The organism is Lysobacter sp. N42, from assembly GCF_004344885.1.
Window position 1 is genome coordinate 441,808 of sequence record NZ_SKFB01000002.1, and the last position, 18,665, is coordinate 460,472.

At 46.2% G+C, this 18,665-nt stretch carries 19 protein-coding genes; 4 read left to right on the forward strand and 15 right to left on the reverse strand.

All coding sequences use genetic code 11. The features are described 5' to 3' along the window. The first annotated feature begins 3 nt into the window (after positions 1-3). The 3 genes from ptsN to EYQ95_RS07285 are packed head-to-tail and all read left to right on the forward strand — an operon-like array spanning position 4 to position 1,578. Entirely contained in the window at positions 4-468 is a 465-nt protein-coding gene (gene ptsN, locus EYQ95_RS07275) for a PTS IIA-like nitrogen regulatory protein PtsN (RefSeq protein ID WP_111915232.1), read from the forward strand. Next, complete coding sequence (rapZ, locus tag EYQ95_RS07280; protein ID WP_111915233.1) at positions 459-1,301, forward strand: RNase adapter RapZ; 843 nt, start codon at positions 459-461, stop codon at positions 1,299-1,301. The genes ptsN and rapZ overlap by 10 nt, the downstream gene beginning before the upstream one ends. Before the next feature lies 1 nt (position 1,302). Next, on the forward strand, positions 1,303-1,578 hold the full coding sequence (locus tag EYQ95_RS07285; protein WP_111915234.1) for an HPr family phosphocarrier protein: 276 nt from the start codon (positions 1,303-1,305) through the stop codon (positions 1,576-1,578). Between the two features lie 155 nt (positions 1,579-1,733). Here the strand turns inward: EYQ95_RS07285 and EYQ95_RS07290 are convergent, their stop codons facing one another. The 11 genes from EYQ95_RS07290 to pmbA form a co-directional block, all read right to left on the reverse strand. Then, on the reverse strand, positions 1,734-2,228 hold the full coding sequence (locus EYQ95_RS07290; RefSeq protein ID WP_111915235.1) for an RDD family protein: 495 nt from the start codon (positions 2,226-2,228) through the stop codon (positions 1,734-1,736). 20 nt (positions 2,229-2,248) lie between these two features. Beyond that, positions 2,249-3,232 carry a hypothetical protein gene (locus EYQ95_RS07295; protein WP_111915236.1) on the reverse strand — a complete coding sequence of 328 codons (984 nt, stop codon included), beginning with the start codon at positions 3,230-3,232 and terminating at the stop codon, positions 2,249-2,251. A gap of 97 nt (positions 3,233-3,329) precedes the next feature. Continuing rightward, the gene (locus EYQ95_RS07300) at positions 3,330-3,545 is read right to left on the reverse strand and encodes a hypothetical protein (RefSeq protein ID WP_111915237.1); all 216 of its coding nucleotides are present in this window, start codon (positions 3,543-3,545) and stop codon (positions 3,330-3,332) included. Positions 3,546-4,219: 674 nt separating this feature from the next. After that, positions 4,220-4,969 (reverse strand): endonuclease NucS domain-containing protein, encoded by a 750-nt coding sequence (locus EYQ95_RS07305; RefSeq protein ID WP_111915239.1) that lies wholly within the window; start codon positions 4,967-4,969, stop codon positions 4,220-4,222. A 90-nt stretch (positions 4,970-5,059) separates the two neighbouring features. Next, positions 5,060-5,479, reverse strand: coding sequence for a hypothetical protein (locus EYQ95_RS07310; RefSeq protein ID WP_111915240.1), 420 nt, complete (start codon positions 5,477-5,479; stop codon positions 5,060-5,062). A gap of 38 nt (positions 5,480-5,517) precedes the next feature. Continuing rightward, positions 5,518-6,150: a transglycosylase domain-containing protein gene (locus EYQ95_RS07315; RefSeq protein ID WP_126266346.1), complete on the reverse strand. Its 633-nt coding sequence runs from the start codon at positions 6,148-6,150 to the stop codon at positions 5,518-5,520. 11 nt (positions 6,151-6,161) lie between these two features. Then, complete coding sequence (locus EYQ95_RS07320; protein ID WP_111915242.1) at positions 6,162-6,656, reverse strand: hypothetical protein; 495 nt, start codon at positions 6,654-6,656, stop codon at positions 6,162-6,164. A 41-nt stretch (positions 6,657-6,697) separates the two neighbouring features. Further along, positions 6,698-7,573, reverse strand: a complete 876-nt coding sequence (locus tag EYQ95_RS07325) for a hypothetical protein (RefSeq protein WP_111915243.1) — start codon at positions 7,571-7,573, stop codon at positions 6,698-6,700. A 106-nt stretch (positions 7,574-7,679) separates the two neighbouring features. Next, a complete protein-coding gene (locus EYQ95_RS07330) occupies positions 7,680-7,979 on the reverse strand; it encodes a hypothetical protein (RefSeq protein ID WP_111915244.1) in 300 nt (99 codons plus the stop codon). Positions 7,980-8,027: 48 nt separating this feature from the next. After that, positions 8,028-8,264 carry a hypothetical protein gene (locus tag EYQ95_RS07335; RefSeq protein WP_111915245.1) on the reverse strand — a complete coding sequence of 79 codons (237 nt, stop codon included), beginning with the start codon at positions 8,262-8,264 and terminating at the stop codon, positions 8,028-8,030. Positions 8,265-8,982: 718 nt separating this feature from the next. Beyond that, positions 8,983-10,326: a metalloprotease PmbA gene (gene pmbA / locus EYQ95_RS07340; RefSeq protein ID WP_207916260.1), complete on the reverse strand. Its 1,344-nt coding sequence runs from the start codon at positions 10,324-10,326 to the stop codon at positions 8,983-8,985. Positions 10,327-10,402: 76 nt separating this feature from the next. Between pmbA and yjgA the strand changes: the two genes are divergently transcribed. Beyond that, on the forward strand, positions 10,403-10,903 hold the full coding sequence (gene yjgA / locus EYQ95_RS07345) for a ribosome biogenesis factor YjgA (protein WP_111915247.1): 501 nt from the start codon (positions 10,403-10,405) through the stop codon (positions 10,901-10,903). A 16-nt stretch (positions 10,904-10,919) separates the two neighbouring features. Here the strand turns inward: yjgA and tldD are convergent, their stop codons facing one another. From tldD to rng, 4 genes are read right to left on the reverse strand one after another with little or no spacing between them, the layout of a single operon-like run. Continuing rightward, on the reverse strand, positions 10,920-12,365 hold the full coding sequence (tldD, locus tag EYQ95_RS07350; protein ID WP_111915248.1) for a metalloprotease TldD: 1,446 nt from the start codon (positions 12,363-12,365) through the stop codon (positions 10,920-10,922). Then, positions 12,346-13,227 carry a carbon-nitrogen hydrolase family protein gene (locus EYQ95_RS07355; protein ID WP_207916262.1) on the reverse strand — a complete coding sequence of 294 codons (882 nt, stop codon included), beginning with the start codon at positions 13,225-13,227 and terminating at the stop codon, positions 12,346-12,348. Before EYQ95_RS07355 ends, tldD begins: the two co-directional genes overlap by 20 nt. Then, positions 13,184-17,194, reverse strand: coding sequence for a YhdP family protein (locus EYQ95_RS07360; RefSeq protein WP_111915250.1), 4,011 nt, complete (start codon positions 17,192-17,194; stop codon positions 13,184-13,186). Before EYQ95_RS07360 ends, EYQ95_RS07355 begins: the two co-directional genes overlap by 44 nt. Beyond that, the gene (gene rng / locus EYQ95_RS07365; RefSeq protein WP_111915251.1) at positions 17,194-18,663 is read right to left on the reverse strand and encodes a ribonuclease G; all 1,470 of its coding nucleotides are present in this window, start codon (positions 18,661-18,663) and stop codon (positions 17,194-17,196) included. Before rng ends, EYQ95_RS07360 begins: the two co-directional genes overlap by 1 nt. Between the last annotated feature and the right edge of the window lie 2 nt (positions 18,664-18,665).

Genomic DNA, 18,665 nt, shown 5'->3' on the forward strand with positions numbered 1-18,665 from the left:
GTTATGGACCTTCGGGAAATTCTTACTCCGGACTGCACGAAATGTGCAGTTCCGGAACTCAGCAAAAAGAAAGTTTTGGAAACCATCAGCCAAATGGTGGCGCCCAAACTAGGTGGAGTCTCACGCGACGACGTTTTTGAAAGCTTGTTGCAAAGGGAGAGGCTTGGAAGTACAGGTATTGGTCTGGGTATCGCTATTCCCCATGGCCGCCTGAGTAACGCCAGCCACCCTGTCGCGGTGCTTATTACTTTAGACGCACCCATTGAGTTTGAAGCGATAGACAACCAACCGGTTGACATTATTTTTGCCTTATTAGTACCCGAAAATGAACCAGAGAAACATTTACAAACGCTTTCTGTAGTTGCACAGCGGTTAAATAGCCGTGAATGTTGCAGGAAGTTGAGAGCGGCCTCGGAAGACCTAGATCTCTATAACTTATTCACGGATGACAAAGAAAAATGCAACTAATTATTGTAAGCGGCCGGTCTGGCTCAGGTAAAACTATTGCGTTACGCGTTCTCGAAGACTTAGGTTTTTACTGTGTCGACAACCTGCCCTTACAACTGCTTCCTGCACTTATCCATTGTGTAAACGATTATGAATCGGTAGCCGTTAGTGTAGACGTTAGAAACCTACCCAAAGACGAAGACGAACTAGCCGACGCGCTCGACTTTCTTCCGGGTAAAATAGAAGCAGAATTCCTCTTTATCGACTCTTCTGACGAAGTGCTCTTGCGCCGCTACGGCGAAACGCGCCGTATGCACCCGCTTTCGAAACAAGAAAGCTCGCTACCCGACGCCATTGCGTTGGAGCACAAACTGCTAGAACCATTAGTTTCTAGAACCACTTGGCACATCGACTCGAGTAAGTTGAGTGTTCACGAACTTAGCGAAATGGTTCGCGAGCATGTGTTAGGCCATAAAGACGGACAACTGATTCTGACGTTTCTCTCTTTTGGCTTTAAACATGGTGCGCCAGCAAACGCCGACACGGTGCTAGACGCACGCATACTGCCAAACCCTCATTGGGAACCGGAACTAAAGGCACTTACGGGGCTAGACCAACCGGTAATCAACTATCTGCAAGAACAGCCGTTGGTTACGAAGTTCATTCAGCAGGTGGGTACGTTCATCGACACCTGGTTGCCGTACTTTGAACGCAGCAACCGTAGCTATCTGACTATTGCTATCGGTTGTACTGGCGGCCAACACCGTTCGGTGTACATTGCAGAAAGCCTTGCCAACCGTTACAGCACTAAAGGGCATAAGGTTCGTGTAAAACACAGAGAATTGGAGAAGTAACATGGCTAAGCTTGATCGCGTCATGACCATAAGAAACAAGTTGGGTTTACATGCGCGTGCAGCAACTAAGTTAGCCAAGTTAAGTAACCAATTCGAAGCTACCGTAACGATTGAGCAGAACGGCCAGAAGGTGGATGCTTCGAGCGTTATGGGGCTTATGCTGCTAGCAAGTCAACAAGGTAAAGACATCAACGTTACGGCTGAGGGTAACGACGCTGAAGCTGCCTTAGATGCGATTGAACAGCTGATTCAAGATAGGTTTGACGAAGAAGCTTAGGCTGGGGACTGGCTTCAGCCCGTCCCCATGTGGTTAAAGGTGCTAGGCATCCGTTCATAGGGCTTGTACGGACCGCTGTGCGGTCTCCACGGGATGGTTAAAGGTTTTAGTTTAGGAGGTTGTGCCCCGATATCAGGGCACTTTTCAGTTTTATATTAACGCTCTAGAGCTCTATCCAATTCAGATCCTGAGTTCTCTTCACTCTCATCGAACTCTACAGGCGCTTTCTGAGTATTGCGAATAACGACTGTACCAACGAGCATATCGTGCCATCCGCGCTTTTTGTGATCGATACCTACCCATATAAAGCCTAAACCAAACGAAAGGATCGAAACGATATAAGCGAAATACCTAGCAACAGCTTGAAGGGTACTCATCTTTTTCCCCGTCTTGGCATCCACAATTTCTAATCGTGTAGCCATTTTACCAGGGGTCCCCAAATACCGAACCCAAAACCAGATTGTTGCTATAAATGGAACTATATAGCCGAGGACTACATCCCAGAAGCCGTAAATGAGCTCGTCTCCAACAAAGTATTGCTGCCCATATATCAACCTCAAAGGAATGGTCAAAACGATGAAGATGACGACCGCATCAATGATCACAGCTCCAAACCGTATCCAGAAGCCGGCGTATTCTCTATTTTCCATGTAAAATATCTCCGTTGGTTTTAAATTGCGGGGTCCTCTACAGCGCTCCACTCTGCACAGCGACTATAATTAAATCCCGTTCTCCATGCATCAATAATAGGTCTGCCTTCAATCATGTTCATTAACCTAAGGGTTTCTTCTCTGTCACCTGCTAAACACGAGAACAACGCAAAGTAATTGATGTTCCATTGGTCCGGGTAATCTTGAAGAACATCATCAATACCTGACTTCATTTTCTCCCAACTAATATCGGAGTGCGAGAAAAGGTTAAAGCTGTAATGATCACTGTATGCAACCCAATATATTCTTGCGTACAAACCATACCCTTCAGACTCTTCGGATTTTTCGACAGCATAATTAGCAAAATTCTCAATTTTTTCTGCGGAGCCGTGCCAATTTGGAAGGAGGTATCTTAGAGCGCTAAAGTAAATAGGATAGTATGCAGGATGCTGCGTAAATGCTTCATCGATCAATGCATTAAATCTCGACTCCTCCCAACTTTGGGCTCGTGCAACGTCAATCATTCTATGAAACCAATGTGGATCGCGGCTCTTCATAGACTCATGCTCCAACAAGTAGAGTCTGGCCTCTTCGATATTTTGGTCAAATAGCACCCGGTCCTCATCACGGACGGTATGTCTCCTATACATCCAAGCTTGCGCAATTAGTGTCTCTACATACGCGAGATGAGCGACACTAGAGTCTGGCTCCATCTCAGTCCACTCTTTCATCTCGGACTTTAAGTTATTCCAATAATCGAGATCAGGAATATTTCGGTTGGAAATTCCATAAAGACTGACATAGAAGAGCCTGAGCTTCCAAAGACCACTCGAAGTTCTTGCTTCTGTGTCTATGAATTCGTTTCCCAAATTACTCAACTGTTCATATTCACCCGAATGAAAAAGAGCGTTGACCCTATTTGATATCTGCTCCCTAGTAGCTAACTCACTCGCCATCAAGCTCGTCGAGGCAAAGACCAGAAATAAAACTAAGACAAGTCTCAATTTGATTCTCCTTTCCAAATCAATAAAACCGTATACATTACAATGCAATTTAAAACTTGTTGCTGAACTTAATAATTTGCTGCCACCGGTCTTTGGACTAAGCAAACGACAACACAGGGTTAATAAACAAGCTGTATAAGCCAAAGCCAATAGACAAAATCCCCGTAACCAAAATAGATAGTCTTTGGCTCGCGCTAGCATCTTCGTCGTGAAGCTTAGGAAAAATTTTGATTCCCGTAGCTGGTATGAATGCCAAGATACAATATCCACCACTAAGAATTACAGTGATAGAAAGGATGATATTTAAATCCATTCGATTCCCCTAAAAACAAATTTCCAAAGCTGATTTTGCTAAAAAGACAGGCTAAAAGGAGGAGAATAGGAATAACGAGGTAGGCTCTTCCTTAAGTAAAATAAGCGAACTCGCGTTTATCATCATCGCTACGCTTAAGTTCCATCTTTTTGCTGTTGTTATTATTTTGTAATCTTACGGGATGAGGTCGCTTACGACAAGTTGGTGGAGGGGAATACTAAACATAATGTGGATGTATTAATAAGCGATTACTCACAGCGACTTTTAGCTTCAACTTTATCCCAGTCAGTAGTGTCGACTAACAAATTCCACGTTTTAAAGTGCTTATAAATCCAAATGATTTCTTGAACCTGAGAACCCACGACAAGTCCTATAAACAGAAACTTAATTTCAGTAGGGAATACCTGAGGCAAAAACAAATCGCTAAAAACTACCAGAAGTATGCTCAGTAAGCGAAATAGAATTAAAGGCAGGTGCCTTTTGTACTGGCCCGCGAGCGTAAAGCCGTCTTTTCTGTACTTTAATAACCTTGCGTATATATTTGTTTTCATCACTGATGAGTGCTCTGCTGCTTCGTAGTTTTCATGACTTAGCGTTAACAATAAGCTCGCCGGGTGACGTTTGCACAGCTAGACGGAGAAAAAGACATTGGTTTGATACGTATGGTTAAATTCTTACTCAAGTCGAGCCTCACACAGACTGACGGATAGCTCATATTCAAACAGTTGCACTCCTTCTACTCCAGAACAAGCAAGTAGCAAATCCTCCGAGATATGCCGTGCAACAATAATGCCTCGAACCGACTGCCCAGATTCTGTCTGATTTTTCCTTATCCAGGCCATGTAGCGCAGTAATTGACCTACAACCCTGTCGTAGCCTTTAGATACTTTTAACTCTATGACCACGTAGTTGCCATCAGAATCCGTGCCCAGTATATCGATAAACCTTCCACCTACAGGAAACTCTAAGCCATTGATCCCTTCATCTTCGAACAGTGTGAGTCCTGACTCTATAAGGTGAAGGTTCCTCGCGAGATAATTCTGCAGGTCCTTTTCATACGCAAATTCTGGGCTACCTTCCTCTGCTAGCTCTTCAACTTCCCCCTTTATAGACTGTTCAACATCATCCCCTGGGTAAATTGGTGCTGGGTCATTCTGACGCCTATAGAGACGAAAATGTTTGGGGTCGACTTGAAAGAAGAGGTCATCCTCTCCCGGTTTCGCCCCGTAATGTACCCGGCTTTTCGAGTTGACCGACATTCGAAGCAGATGGGCGGCGATCGTTCCGTCTTTTATTTTTGGATAGTTTTCCTTAAACCAAGAACGGACTCGATCACGCGAAATCACAGTATCCGGTTTCAAATCTATGTCAGACACCATCTCATGCATAAGGGTGCGGACTGGCTTGTCATAAATTGATGCCATAAAACCTCTTAGAGTTAACGCCGTACACAAGGGCAGCCGAAGCAACGTTTAAGCTGTCTGAACGGTACAGCCGCGTTGTGCAGATCCTAGTTAAGTGGACCTCTCTGCATTGGATTGCGCCTTGTTTTTTGCACGTAGCTCAAATGCCCGAACTATAACGTATGCAATTAGTGCGAATATAAAGAATACCAATAACATCCAGGCTATAGATTGCAAAGATTCTATGATCGTACGGTAGATTTCCAAAACCCAACGATCTGTACTAAGAACCGGAGGTGTAAAGTGCTCTGTTGGATCGCGTAGAAAATTTTCTAAGTAGTGAATCCGCACACCGCCAGATATACCAACTACATAGATCGCAAATTTCAGGTACTTAGTCCATGCGTAGGCTATGTCGTTGGCTACAATTCTCTCCAAAATTCCATCTATTGGTTTCGCAAATAATTTCGCTACGATGAAACATACGACCAACGAAACTAAAAAAGTAATTCCTAATAGTGATAGAAACATCTATATCTCCTTGACTGCCTAAGACACGTAACGCTGAGTTAAGATGCAAAAAACGCCAAGCGTTTTTTGTCATTCTTGAACGACATGTTAGCAGAATCGTATTGGCGCATGATCCATTCTGTTCTATTGAGGTGTTTTGCAGCCCAAGCTTGAGATTCCATTTTCGGTTGCGGGTATTTGAGCCTTGCAACAACACCAGCATAAAAACTTAAATCATAAGACTTAAAGGCCAATCGGTCACATAGCGAGGTTACTCCTTGCATGTGCGTACCAAAGAAGGCAATAGACAGGTAGCTCTCGGCAATTTGGAGCTTCGTAAGCCTTAAACAAACTAAATGGGCAAGTAATTGCTCAAGCAACTTCCTTGTCAGAGTTCTTTCATAGCGCCCAATAGCAGTGCGTACAAACTGTTGCTCAATGGTACTAGCTCCTTGGAGCTGACCTTTTGTAATAGCCAAAATTGCTCTAAAAACGCCTATATAATCTACACCAAAATGGCTTTGACCTCGTTTATCTTCGCCAAAGTAAAGGCATTGAATTAGTTCTTGTGAATACATTTTATTGTTTTTACGAGCGGCATTAATACATTGTTTGTAATAAAAGCGGACGTTTCCAAAATTAAACAAGTAGCATAAGAGCGCTGCGGCAATCATCGGGAGCGAAAATAACAAATACACTAGCCTTAAAACGGTTCTCTTTGCCAAATGGAGCCCCCTTCTTGATCTGCTATAAAGGAGCTGAATTTACCAGATAACAACGGTTTATTTACAGTCAACGTGAAGTAGTTAGTTGACTCGCGCCCAGTGCCCTGTTCACTAATATGAATATGAACTCGGTCTTTGCTGAAATAATTTTTCTCATATGCACCAGTCAATTTGCCTCTTGAGCGATTTTTTCCTACGTATTCACGTTCACCTGTTCTAGATATTTCGTAGACTTTTTCAACAGAACCGCAAAGGTTATTACCCTCTCGCCAAACAACACAAACGTAACGCAGTTCCATGCCTTTATATGGGTTGTATGCTGTTCTTTCCGTAATCATATTGAAGTGCCACTTCCCCGTTACATCAGCATCTCCAAAACATTTTTCACGCATCCAAAAGAAGAATACGGCTAAAACGATACCGCCAACAATTGTAGAAGCTGATCCAACTAAGAAGCTTTCAAATAAGTCCATATATTCTCCAGACTGCTAACGCCCTTAAAGCAGCGGTCGCGTCAGTTGTCCGCCTGACTTTTCTTGTTAGCAGTTGCTTGCTCACGTTTTGCTTTCATTTCTTCTAACCATTTCTGGTGCTCTTCTCTTTCCAGTTCTCTATCTTCAGATGAATATGTGTTCACATGGAGCCGCTTTGAGGGTGATTTTGTCATCCTTTCAACTTGCTCTCTGAGTTTTTTAATGTCTCCAGAAATTTTATGAAGAGGGTCACCACCTCCGACTTCTATCACACCCTCAAACTCTTTGAAATCTATGATTAATTCATCAGAATATGAGTTTCCTTCAACATCCTCATAAGATGTTAAAATCTTGAAATATGTTGAAAAAACATCCTCGCCATCGACTTTGCCTTTCACCTCTAAAAAACTAAATAAAAAGCTCTCAAACTTTTGATTAATTCCAAGTGAATGCAGGCCTTTAGATATAGCGTGCAACTTCAGGAACTCATCAACAATAGAATTCTGAGATCCTTCAATTTCGTTATTATTTCTGTCATAGAATCTAAATCGAACATTTCGAGCAATTCCTTTACCAAGGTTGCTAATCTCGAGCATCATCAAATTGAATGATATTTTGCTGCTGAAAAATTTTACGGCCACGTTAGGCCGAATACTCTGCACCCGAAGTTCGTTGACTTGCTCAATTTGAGCCTCTCGTAGATACCAAGTTTCTTTCGCAAGCACAAACGTCAATACTGCTATAGCAACTGTAGCTACAGCACTAACCCATGAAGACAACGAATCTGCAGTCAGAATGTTGGCTAACTGAATCTGGCTACCAACAACAATGCCAAGTATGAATATTAATGGCGCAGCTAAGATGCCTACGACAGCTAATAGTGGAATTAAACTCTTTTCATTTTTACGTTTAGGCACTATCTTTCCTTTGACCGCTAACGCCCGCAGCATGCGCGGCTTTGGAATGGAGGCGAAGCCGCAATGGAAAAGGCGTCGCCATGCCTGCGATTGTTAGCACAGCAGATCACTTGAACCAACGCTCGTATAATAAAGAATGGCAACGTGAGGCGATGCAGCCAAAATACCATACAATAGCCGAATACCCGCCCAAGAGCAGCCATATCCCAATTGCCAGCGGAGGGAGACCATGCTCATTTGTCGCTTTCACCATATCTGGGACGACTGTCGACAGCATAAGCCCCCAATAACCCGCTATAAGAAATGATCCTGAACCTATGATCGCTAGGATTCCCGAATTTAACTCAGATAATTTTTTTGCTTTTCGCCGAGTGATTATTTGAGCAAGCTTGTCCAACTGTGCCATTACCTTTCCTTTCTGATACCGTATAGCCGCGCTAGGCCTTGTAAGAAGTTAACTCCAGTTTAATGCGTGACGTTCACCTACATATGGTACGACTTTCCATTCTTCCTCTTCGTTTTTGCGTGAATAAACTTCTCGGTCGGTACCCTCTGAGTTCGGAATGCTAATACATTGCTCCGCGTCATCGTCGCTGCATATCACCGGCTGGTGTTCAGCTGAAGAACCTGCATATTTATTGTTCTTCACTTTATCCCAGATTTGGCTTATTTCTTTTTGGGTATGTTTCATTGATGTAGCTCCTTGAGTGCTAACATTTTAATACTAAGCGTGCCTCATATCTCCGATACATGCGCATGCACAATAACAAGCATGCTCATTTTCCACGATGAACAATCATAAAACCTATGTATGGTGATCGATTCTCACGATAAACCGAGCGCAAGAATACGCTTCAAAGAGAGCAAAACAGGCATACAAAAGCGAAAAGTAAGAAAGGCTCTTCCATGAGGAAACTATCTGAGCTGGTTCTTTGCAGTAGATTGTTCAACTGCTATTCGCTTGCCATACTCCATCGGCGCGCGTTTATTATTTAAGCACTAACTTACAAGATTGGTTGGGTTGGGGCAAGTCTGGTGTAACCGTCACCGTGGAGACCGCACAGCGGTCCGTACAGACTCCCTAGCTTGATGTCCGGCACACATGCGCAAGTGAAGTGCTCGATGCACTTTGCTTGTGCTGTGACTTTTTCTTTGTGTTGATGTTGTTTGATGCAACGGCTGACCGATATCAGAGGATTGCGAGGTTTCTGACCGCAGGGTCTCTGAGACAGGGACGTCGAAGAGAAGCCCCCATGGATGGGTTCACGGCGTCCCTGCGGCAGATTCTCGCAAGCCTCATCGGTTAGCCGTTGAAACGTGATCAGATGCCTAGCACCTTTAACCATCACCGTGCAGACCGCACAGCGGTCCGTACGTGACTCGATACCTACCTAACCTACAGCCAAATCCTACTCCCCAGCAATCTTCATATTATCAATCCAAATCGAACCCGACTGCACAGCATGGCGCTTGTCTATGTCGTTGCCAATCGCCGTAATCTGCTTGAACATATCTCTTAAATTACCCGCAATTGTCACTTCCGTAACCGGGAACTGAATCTCGCCGTTTTCAACCCAGAAGCCACTCGCACCACGGCTATAGTCACCCGTAACCATGTTAATACCTTGACCCATCAGTTCCGTAACCACCAAACCCGTGCCCATTTCCTTCAACATCGCGTCAAAGCTTAAGTCACCGGTTCCAATTTGCCAGTTATGAATACCACCAGCGTGGCCAGTTGGGTTCATGTTCATGCGGCGTGCTGCGTAGCTGGTGAGCAAGTATGTGTTGAGCTTACCGCCCGAAACAATGTCACGCTCTACAGTTTGCAAACCTTCGTGGTCGAATGCAGTCGACGCCAAACCACCTTTTAACAGCGGGTTTTCATGAATATTGAGCCACTCTGGGAATACTTGCTCGTTCAAATGGTCTAGCAAGAAGCTGGTTTTGCGATACAAATTACCGCCGCTAATGGCACTCACAAAGTGGCCAAATAAACCGTGCGCTACGTCGCGGTGGAAAATAACCGGCGCATTCATCGTTTTCAGCTTTCTTGCACCAAGTCGGCTTACCGTAGACTGAACAGCTTCAGCCGCTACACTTTGTGGTGACGCCAATAGTTCCGGATTGCGCGCTAGCGTGTAAGCATAGTCCCGCTCCATACGCTCGCCTTCTTTGGCAATAGGCATGCAGCTTAAACTTTGGCGAGAACTTAAATAGTGCCCCGTAAACCCGTGCGTATTGCCGTACATTCTAAAGCCGCAATGCGTGCTGTAGCTGGCACCGTCAGAATTCACAATGCGCTCGTCCATGTCGAGCATTGCGCGTTCACAGGTTAACGCCTGCTCGGTTGCATATTCTGGAGTTTGGTTCGCCTCGTAGAACAACTCTAGGTCTGGAATGTCTGTAGCCATCAGCTCTTTTGGGGCAAGCCCGGCGTATTGATCCGCTTCTGTCCATTTGGCAATTTCACAGGCTTTTTCTACTGCTGCCGCGATAGCTTTTGGTGAAAGATCGGCAGTACTGGCGTTACCCTTTCTTTGACCACGATAAACGCTGATACCCAAACCGCCGTCTTGGTTAAACTCAACGGTTTCCACTTCACCTAAGCGCGACGAAACCGACAACCCTTGGCTAAAATTCAACGCACACTCAGCAGCACTAGCGCCTAACTTCTTAGCTTGGCTCAACGCTTCTGCAACCGCCTGTTGTGAACGTTCTACTTCTTCTTGTAACTGGGCGCGACTAGACAACACTGCCTCCTTACTACTTAGCCATTAAACTGCTAAAATTCATTTTTATTTCGTATTACCTACGTGCGGACACATCATGGACATTGAAGACGACGAGTTATATACCAGCAAATCAGACCGAAAGCGTGAAGTGCTGGCCATTACTGACTTAGGGCGCAAGCTTGTAGACCTTACCCCAAACCAGCTTGCTGAATTACCGCTTAGCGACGAATTGCTAGAGGCGGTAAAACTCGCGAAAAAAATCCGTAATAAGCACGTTGGTTTTAAACGCCAAATTCAATACATTGGCAAAGTTTTACGTAACGACGATCCGCAACCTATTCTCGACGCTATCGCCGAGAAGGAAAATGCGCATCTGCACGAACAAAAACACTTTCATGCGTTAGAGCAATGGCGTGACCGTATACTTGAACAAGGTGACGAGGCCATTCAAGCGTTTATCGACGAATATCCTCACGCCGACCGTCAACACATGCGCCAGCTCGTGCGCACTGCGGCAAAGCAAAAAGAGCAGAACAAACCACCCGCTGCTTACCGCGAACTCTTCAAATATTTAAGGGAAGTTTCTAAACCTTAAATACTTACTCAGCACCTTACTCAGTGCCGCCAACGGTCATCATGTCAATTTTGAGCGTTGGCTGCCCGACACCCACAGGTACGCTTTGGCCATCTTTGCCACACACACCAATACCTGTGTCTAAATCTAAGTCATTACCTATCATCGACACTTGGCGCATCGACTCTGGCCCATTACCAATCAGTGTCGCACCTTTAATTGGCGCGGTAATTTTACCGTCTTCAATGAGGTAAGCCTCTGAAGCACTAAACACAAACTTGCCCGAGGTAATGTCGACCTGACCGCCAGAAAACTGTGGCGCATAAATACCTTGTTTCACCGACGCTATGATTTCGTCGCGCTCATAGTCCCCGCCCAGCATGTACGTGTTGGTCATGCGTGGCATGGGTAAATGAGCATAAGACTCACGACGGCCATTTCCCGTTGGGTTTACGCCCATTAAACGGGCATTCATTTTGTCTTGCATGTAACCCACCAGGCGCCCGTCTTCGATTAGCGTGTTGTAACCTGAAGGGGTGCCTTCGTCGTCTACCGACAACGAACCACGGCGATTTAAAATGGTGCCGTCGTCGACAATGGTGCAACCTTTCGCTGCTACTTGCTCACCCATTTTACCGGCATAAGCAGAAGCGCCTTTACGGTTGAAGTCACCCTCTAAACCATGACCCACCGCTTCATGCAGCAACACACCAGGCCAACCTGCACCTAACACTACCGGCATAGCGCCTGCAGGTGCTGGTTTTGCCTCTAACATAATTAATGCTTGGCGAACGGCTTGTTCAACATACGCGATATAGCGTGGCTTCTGCCCTACTTCTGGGTCGGCAAAGTATTGGTAGTTTACACGACCACCACCGCCGGCACTGCCGCGCTCACGGCGACCGTCTTGTTCTGCCAGTACGGTAATATTAAGGCGCACAAGTGGACGAATGTCAGAGGCTAACGTGCCGTCTGTCGCCGCCACGAGAATATGCTCCCAAACACCAGTAAGGCTTACCGACACTTCGCAAATGCGCGGGTCTAGCTTACGTGCTTGTTTGTCCATTTGTTGAAGCATTTCAATTTTCTTCGCTTCCGACAAACTTCTCAGCGGGTCGTCTGGAATATAAAGCGGCTTCGTTTCTGAGGCGCTAAGAATCTTAGTTTTCTTCGACTGACCTACGTCGGTAATACCACGCGCGGCTCTTGCCGAGTCTTGTAATGACTGTGCGGAAATACTGTCGGCATAGGCAAAACCGGTTTTCTCACCTACAACAGCACGAACACCTAAGCCAGACTCAATGGTATAGCTACCACTTTTTACAATGCCGTCTTCGAGTGCCCACATTTCATGTACGCTTTGCTGCAAATAAATGTCGGCAAAGTCTAGTGAGCCCGAATACATGGTGTCTAAGCCCTGCTGTAACACGGCTTCGTCTATTTGGTTTGCGCTTAGCAAAACATCACTTACTTGCTGGTGCATACTCAACGAAATTCACCTCAAATCGATTGTGCTGCACAACAGGCATTTTTTCGCGAATGCTGCGTACAGGTTCTAAATCTAACTCTACAGTGAGCATACCTTCCTCACTGCCTAATTGTTCTACTACCGAGCCCCATGGGTCGACCACCATAGAATGTCCCCAGGTTTCTCGATTGTCCGCATGTTTTCCGGTTTGGTTGGGCGCCAGCATATACACTTGGTTTTCAATAGCGCGGGCTCTAATCAATGCTTCCCAATGGGCGTTGCCTGTCACCTTAGTAAAGGCTGAAGGCAGGGTAATAATGTCCGCGCCCTGCTGCCGTAACGCCTGAAACATGCCAGGAAAGCGAAGATCGTAACATACAGCTAGCCCTAAACTCCCCCAAGGCGTTTCGATTACGGTAATTTCATTTCCCGGTCGGGTAAACTTCGACTCTTGGTAGGTTTTTGTTCCGTCGTCTACGGAAGCATCGAACAAGTGTATTTTGTCATAACGCGTTACTTGCTCGCCTTGCGCATTGAAAAGTATGGATGCAGCAGCATACCTTTCACCTGCTTGTATGGGCATTGTTCCTGCGAGAATCCAAATATTATGTTGCTTGGCAACTTCTGCCAGCCAAGTTTGAATCGGCCCGTTCCCATACGGTTCCGCTAATGCGCCTTGGCGCTTTTCGCCTGCGCCAAATTGCGCGAACATTTCGGGAAGAATAACCAATTGAGGTCTGCACTCGGGAAGTTTCTCTATAAACTCCATGAGCTTCTGCTGGTTGTCTTGCCAACTGGCTAAAGAAGTCCATTGAAGTAACGTAATGCATGGCTTATTCGCCATTACCGCCGTTTCCTTCTTCGTTTGATTCTTCATTAGTCTCTCCTTCTGCGGCTGTGCTTTCATCTTCTGCGGCTCCGCCGGCTTCTTCTGGAGAATTTTCATTCGTACTATCGCCTTGAGCTTCTGAAGACTCTTGTAACTGCTCGAGCTCTTGTATGGCTTCTTCCGGTAACTCAACCTCGGTTGAATCACGTCGAACTTCATTCACTTCAGGGTTTTGTACCGTACCCGTCATACGATATTCAAGGCGCGATATAACCTTTGCGTCGTGTAACACCCTGTCGATAAGCAAGGCTGCAATGCCACTTGGCGGATTCACCATCCAGGCTAACAACACCGGTAAACTCGAAGTTACTTTTGGTGTGTAACTTAGCTTGTAGTCGATAAGCTGCGTATTCCAGTCGGTCGAACCTTGTATTTCTAAGTCACCTGCCGAGCCTAACATGGTGCTGTTGTTGGTGGTAAACACACCATCGACAATTTCTAGGTTTCCGGCAAAGCTATTAAAGAACATACCCCGGGCAAAAATGTCACGAAAATCTAACGTAAGCTTACGTACTAAACTGTCTAAGCTAAGTACCGAGAACAATCGTGCGCCGCCATCGTCGACATCACGTAGATAACCCGATTCCATGTTATAGCGCGTGCTACCGTCCAACGATTGCATATTGAAGTCGAGTAAGCCACCTTCCCATATCAAGGTACTTTCTACTTCCATAGCCGCGTCGCGCACTACTGAGTCGAAACCCCATTGTTGCAATAACGCACTAATATTCGACGTTTCAAACTCGCCTTCTAGGTTGCTGTAAACTTCGCCATCGGTTTCTATCCAACCGCCGGTTAACTCAACACGCGCTCCGCTTTTGAGTATACGCAAATGGCGTAACTGCCCGTCTTCGATGCGAGGATCGAAACCTAAAGTTACGCGACCAAAGTCATTGCCGTTATATCTGCATATACGGCAAATAAACTCGAAAGGAGGCAAAGAGTTGAGCCACGCTGACTTGGTTTCACCAACGCTACTTTCTTGTTGCTCTTGCTGTTCTTGCGTTGGCTCTTCTGGTGAACGCTCACCGAGAATCTCTTTTCCACTCAGCTCTAAGAAGTCTGCTGTTAACCGAACTGAGTCACTATGCTCGGCATAGTCCACCTCAATGCGTGTTTCGGTGGCGTCGATTCTTCCCTGCCACAGGTTGTCAGCTCGCTGTAAGTTAATGCTTACTTCATGAAACGGCAGTCCTACAACGTTAACTTCATCTATATTCGCGGATATGGAACTTAAAGCAGGAATGAAAGCGGCTCTCTCGCTCTCTTCCCCGTCAGTTTTCAATGTGCTTAAAGGTTGCCAAGCTTCTATGTCGAAAGACGCTAGCTCCACCGCTAATTGGCTCTCACCTGTGGCTAATTCTACTGCGTCACTGGTTTCACCGAGCTGCAAAGTAGCGGCATTAAAGCCTTCAACGCCAGTAACTTTACTTGCATCAAACTGAAAATGATCTTCAACGCCCGTGGTTAATCGCAAGCCATCTAAATTCCCCGAAAGCGTTGTTTCCCAGAACCAAATTTCTCCCGGGGCCTTCAGGAATGGTTCGGGTAAATCACTCTCCACAGGGGTTAAATCAGAGCGGAATAAGCCGTCGTAAAGCACACCTTCGCCGTTAAAGGTTAATGTTAGCTCGCCACTGGAACGCACGTCGCCGCGTACCATGGGCGCTAGAGCGTCTAAATTAAGAGAGTTCACCAACCGCGTTGAATTCCATAGCGAATCCATAGCAATAGTCAGTTGATATTGCCCTGCGGAGGAGTCAGTCTCGCTCCCCTGTCCGGTGACCTCGACATTGAACAGCAAGCCCTTCCAACCTACTCGACTCGCTGCAAAGCTTAGTGTGTCCTTGGTAAATTCAAGTCGACCCGAAACGCCTGTAAACTCAGTATTGATGGGTTGAATGAAGACATCTTGGCTTACGATATTCGCATACCCTTCAACTTGCGTATTTTGCGGATCTGCCAAAGGTATCGTTAGCGTAAATGCGCCCGTAACCGGCGCCGAGCCAACAACTTGTTCCATGGCTGCACCTACAGAATTCGCAAGCGGAGATTGTGCAAAAAGTTGCTGTAGCGTGGCAGGGTTTTCCTGGGTTTCGGCGCTAATTATCAATTGTCGTTCAGGCTGTGATATTTCCGGAATACGTGTAACAACATTGCTCATTTCTACTTCCGCGAGCATTGCTGCTGGCGTGGAAATCGATAGCTCTTCATTCTGATAGGAAATAGTTGCCGTTTCTGTACGAAGCGTAGGCCAGTTCGGTGAGAAGCGGAACTCTAAATCATAAAGCTGCGCGCTTGCCTGAAATACACCAGAACCACCACGATAAGGGAAATCGTTTAACGCACCTCGCCACAGCATACGCAAGTTTTCGACATTGCCTGAACGCATTGCGCCCTGTAAGTAATCACTTACTCCTTGGCCAAGTTGCAATGGTAAAAGGCTTAATCCGTCTAAGGTGTTTAGCGATTCTTCACCGCTACTCACAGACCACTCGACATGAGGGCTACGGTTCTTCCCGCCTTCCACACGTAAGCTTTGTACTATAGCTGCGTCTGGTAAGTTGAAACGTGCATTGGGTAGTCGCACGGTCCAGCCTTCTTCGTTGCGACTCCAAAAGCCTTCCCAACGTAAGCTCTTGAGTAATTGATCAGAAGCGAAAGTACTGGGCGAACTGAGCATGACCTGCTCACCGGAAATTTCGAAGCGTCCTTGGTTTCGCTCACTCCAAAATTCAAACTTTAATCCGTCTACCCCTGGGATACCGCGATGAGGTTGCCAGCTTAAATCGTCTGCTAACAAATAAAATTGCCATTGTTGTTCTTGCGTAAGGCGCAACTGAATTTCATGAATGTCACCGGTGGGCTGAATACCCTCAGACCAAGCACTCATTTCCTCCCCAGGAGAACCAAAGAGTCCCCAAACAGGGCTGGCATTAGGAATTTCTAAGTTGCTCACGTTCCAGGTATGCGTACCATTTAGGTATTCCCAGGCTACCGTGTCTACAGGCCAATTTTCTTGGTCTAAACGAATAAACATAGGGTTGGAATTCATTAACCAACCGTCTACCTGTGGTGACAACAACCAAGTTGTCGGGCTGGTAGTAAGTACATGCTCACTTTCGCCACGAACCCACTCTAACCTGTTCTCGTCGAAGTGAACTTGCCCTTGGGTAAACTGACCGTCGGCGAAGTCTAACCAACCGCGTAAGTTAAATTCCGCTTTTTGAATTTCTGCAGTGTGCGTTAACTGGGTAATCCACGGAGAAATGTCGAGGTGACTTGCCTCTACATACATACTTCCCGCGAGCGGCTCTCCGACGCTCGAGTTCAAGTCGATAATGAAGTCTAAGTGATTAGCGGTTACGTTTGGTATATTGAAACGACCAACGCCCTGGCGACGTCCATTTCGGTTCAGCCAACTTAAGTCTTGTATCGAAATTGTGCGCACACCGCCTTGCTGGTCATGCAGCCTAATGAGGCTCTGCTCTACGCTAAACTGGGTTAACTGCTCGAACAACAATCGTTCGATAGCTTCTAATAGCGGCAATGCCGGCAGTTCGCCTTCGCTGTGTCGGTATATGTCTAACTCAACACTCACCAATTCGAAGTCATCAAAAACAATATGCCAGCCTAACAAGCTGTCCCAAAAATTTAGGCGTGCTCGAGTTTCACCTAAAGTAAAACTGATTTGCTCTGAGTTCTCATTCAATAACTGAACGTCTTTAAGCACCAATGCGGGGCCATTCATCGACCATGTAGCGGAAAGCTCGCCGATGTCTACGGGCTGGCCATATTGGGAAAGGACTAATGCTTCAATTTCCGACTTATATCGGTCTGCATAAGGTAGTGCGATGCGGGCAATAGACAGCAATATTGCGGCCGTAACCAGCAATACTGCTACAGTCAGCCAAAGTTTATTGATGGCATAAGCTAAGGCACGGGTAATTTTCACTACATCATCACCACGTCAAACTGCTCTTGGTGATACAACGATTCAGTTTGAATTTTGATCTGCTTACCAACGAATACTTCTAGTTCTGCTAAGGCATGCGACTCTTCATTCAATAAGCGTTCGGCGACCATTGCAGAAACATACACCACAAATTTGTCGGCATCGTAAGCACGGTGTACACGCACAATCTCGCGCATAATTTCATAGCAAACGGTTTCCACCGTTTTCATGGTGCCGCGCCCTTTACACACTGGACACTCTGACGACAACACATGTTCTAAGCTTTCACGGGTGCGCTTGCGGGTAACTTCCACTAAGCCTAGAGAGGTAAAGCCGCTAATGCTGGTACGCGCGCGGTCTTTCGCTAACGCTTGCTCTAAGCTATGCAAAACTCGACGCTTATGATCGGCATTTTGCATATCAATGAAGTCAACAATAATAATGCCGCCCAAGTTGCGTAAGCGCAGTTGCCGCGCAATAGCCTGAGTTGCCTCTACGTTGGTATTAAAAATGGTTTCTTCTAGGTTGCGATGACCTACAAAAGCACCCGTATTAATATCAATAGTGGTCATGGCTTCCGTTTGGTCGATAATCAAACTTCCACCCGACTTTAACGTTACCCGACGATCTAGCGCTCGCTGAATTTCATTTTCTACGTCAAACAGGTCGAAAATAGGACGCTCGCCTTCGTACAGCTCAACACGGTTAACCACTTCGGGAATAAATTCCTCAACAAAGTCGACAAGTTGCTGATGCGCTAACTTAGAGTCCACGCGAATGCGTTCTACCTCTACGCCCACCATGTCTCTTAACACCCGAGAAGCTAGGTTCAGGTCTTGGTACAACACACCACCTTTCGACTTACGTTGTCTGCGCTCTCTCACCTTTTTCCATACTCGGCGAAGAAACTCTGCGTCTTGCTTGAGTTCGTCTTCTTGCACACTTTCGGCTGCCGTGCGCACAATGAAGCCCACTTCATCGTCAGACAAACTTTCGGTTAAACCTTTGAGGCGTTCGCGCTCTTCGTCGTTTTCAATGCGCTGCGACACCCCCACATGTTCAGAGCGTGGCATGAGCACCAAATAACGAGAGGGAATGGTAATTTCTGTGGTTAATCGGGCACCTTTTGTGCCTAAAGGATCTTTCACCACCTGCACCATAATAAACTGGCCTTGAGACACCAGTTCAGTAATGTCTTTGTGTGCCGGGCCGTCGTTTTGCGATCCCGTCTGTGACGTCACCGGCTGCAAAATATCAGACGCGTGAAGAAATGCCGCTTTGTCTAAACCAATATCCACGAATGCAGCCTGCATTCCCGGTAATACACGGCTAACCTTGCCTACATAAATGTTACCCACCAGACCACGCTTTGCTTCTCGTTCAATATGAACTTCTTGCAAAATGCCGTTTTCCACGACAACCACGCGGGTTTCGCTTGGGGTTACGTTGACAAGTACTTCTGCTGTCATGG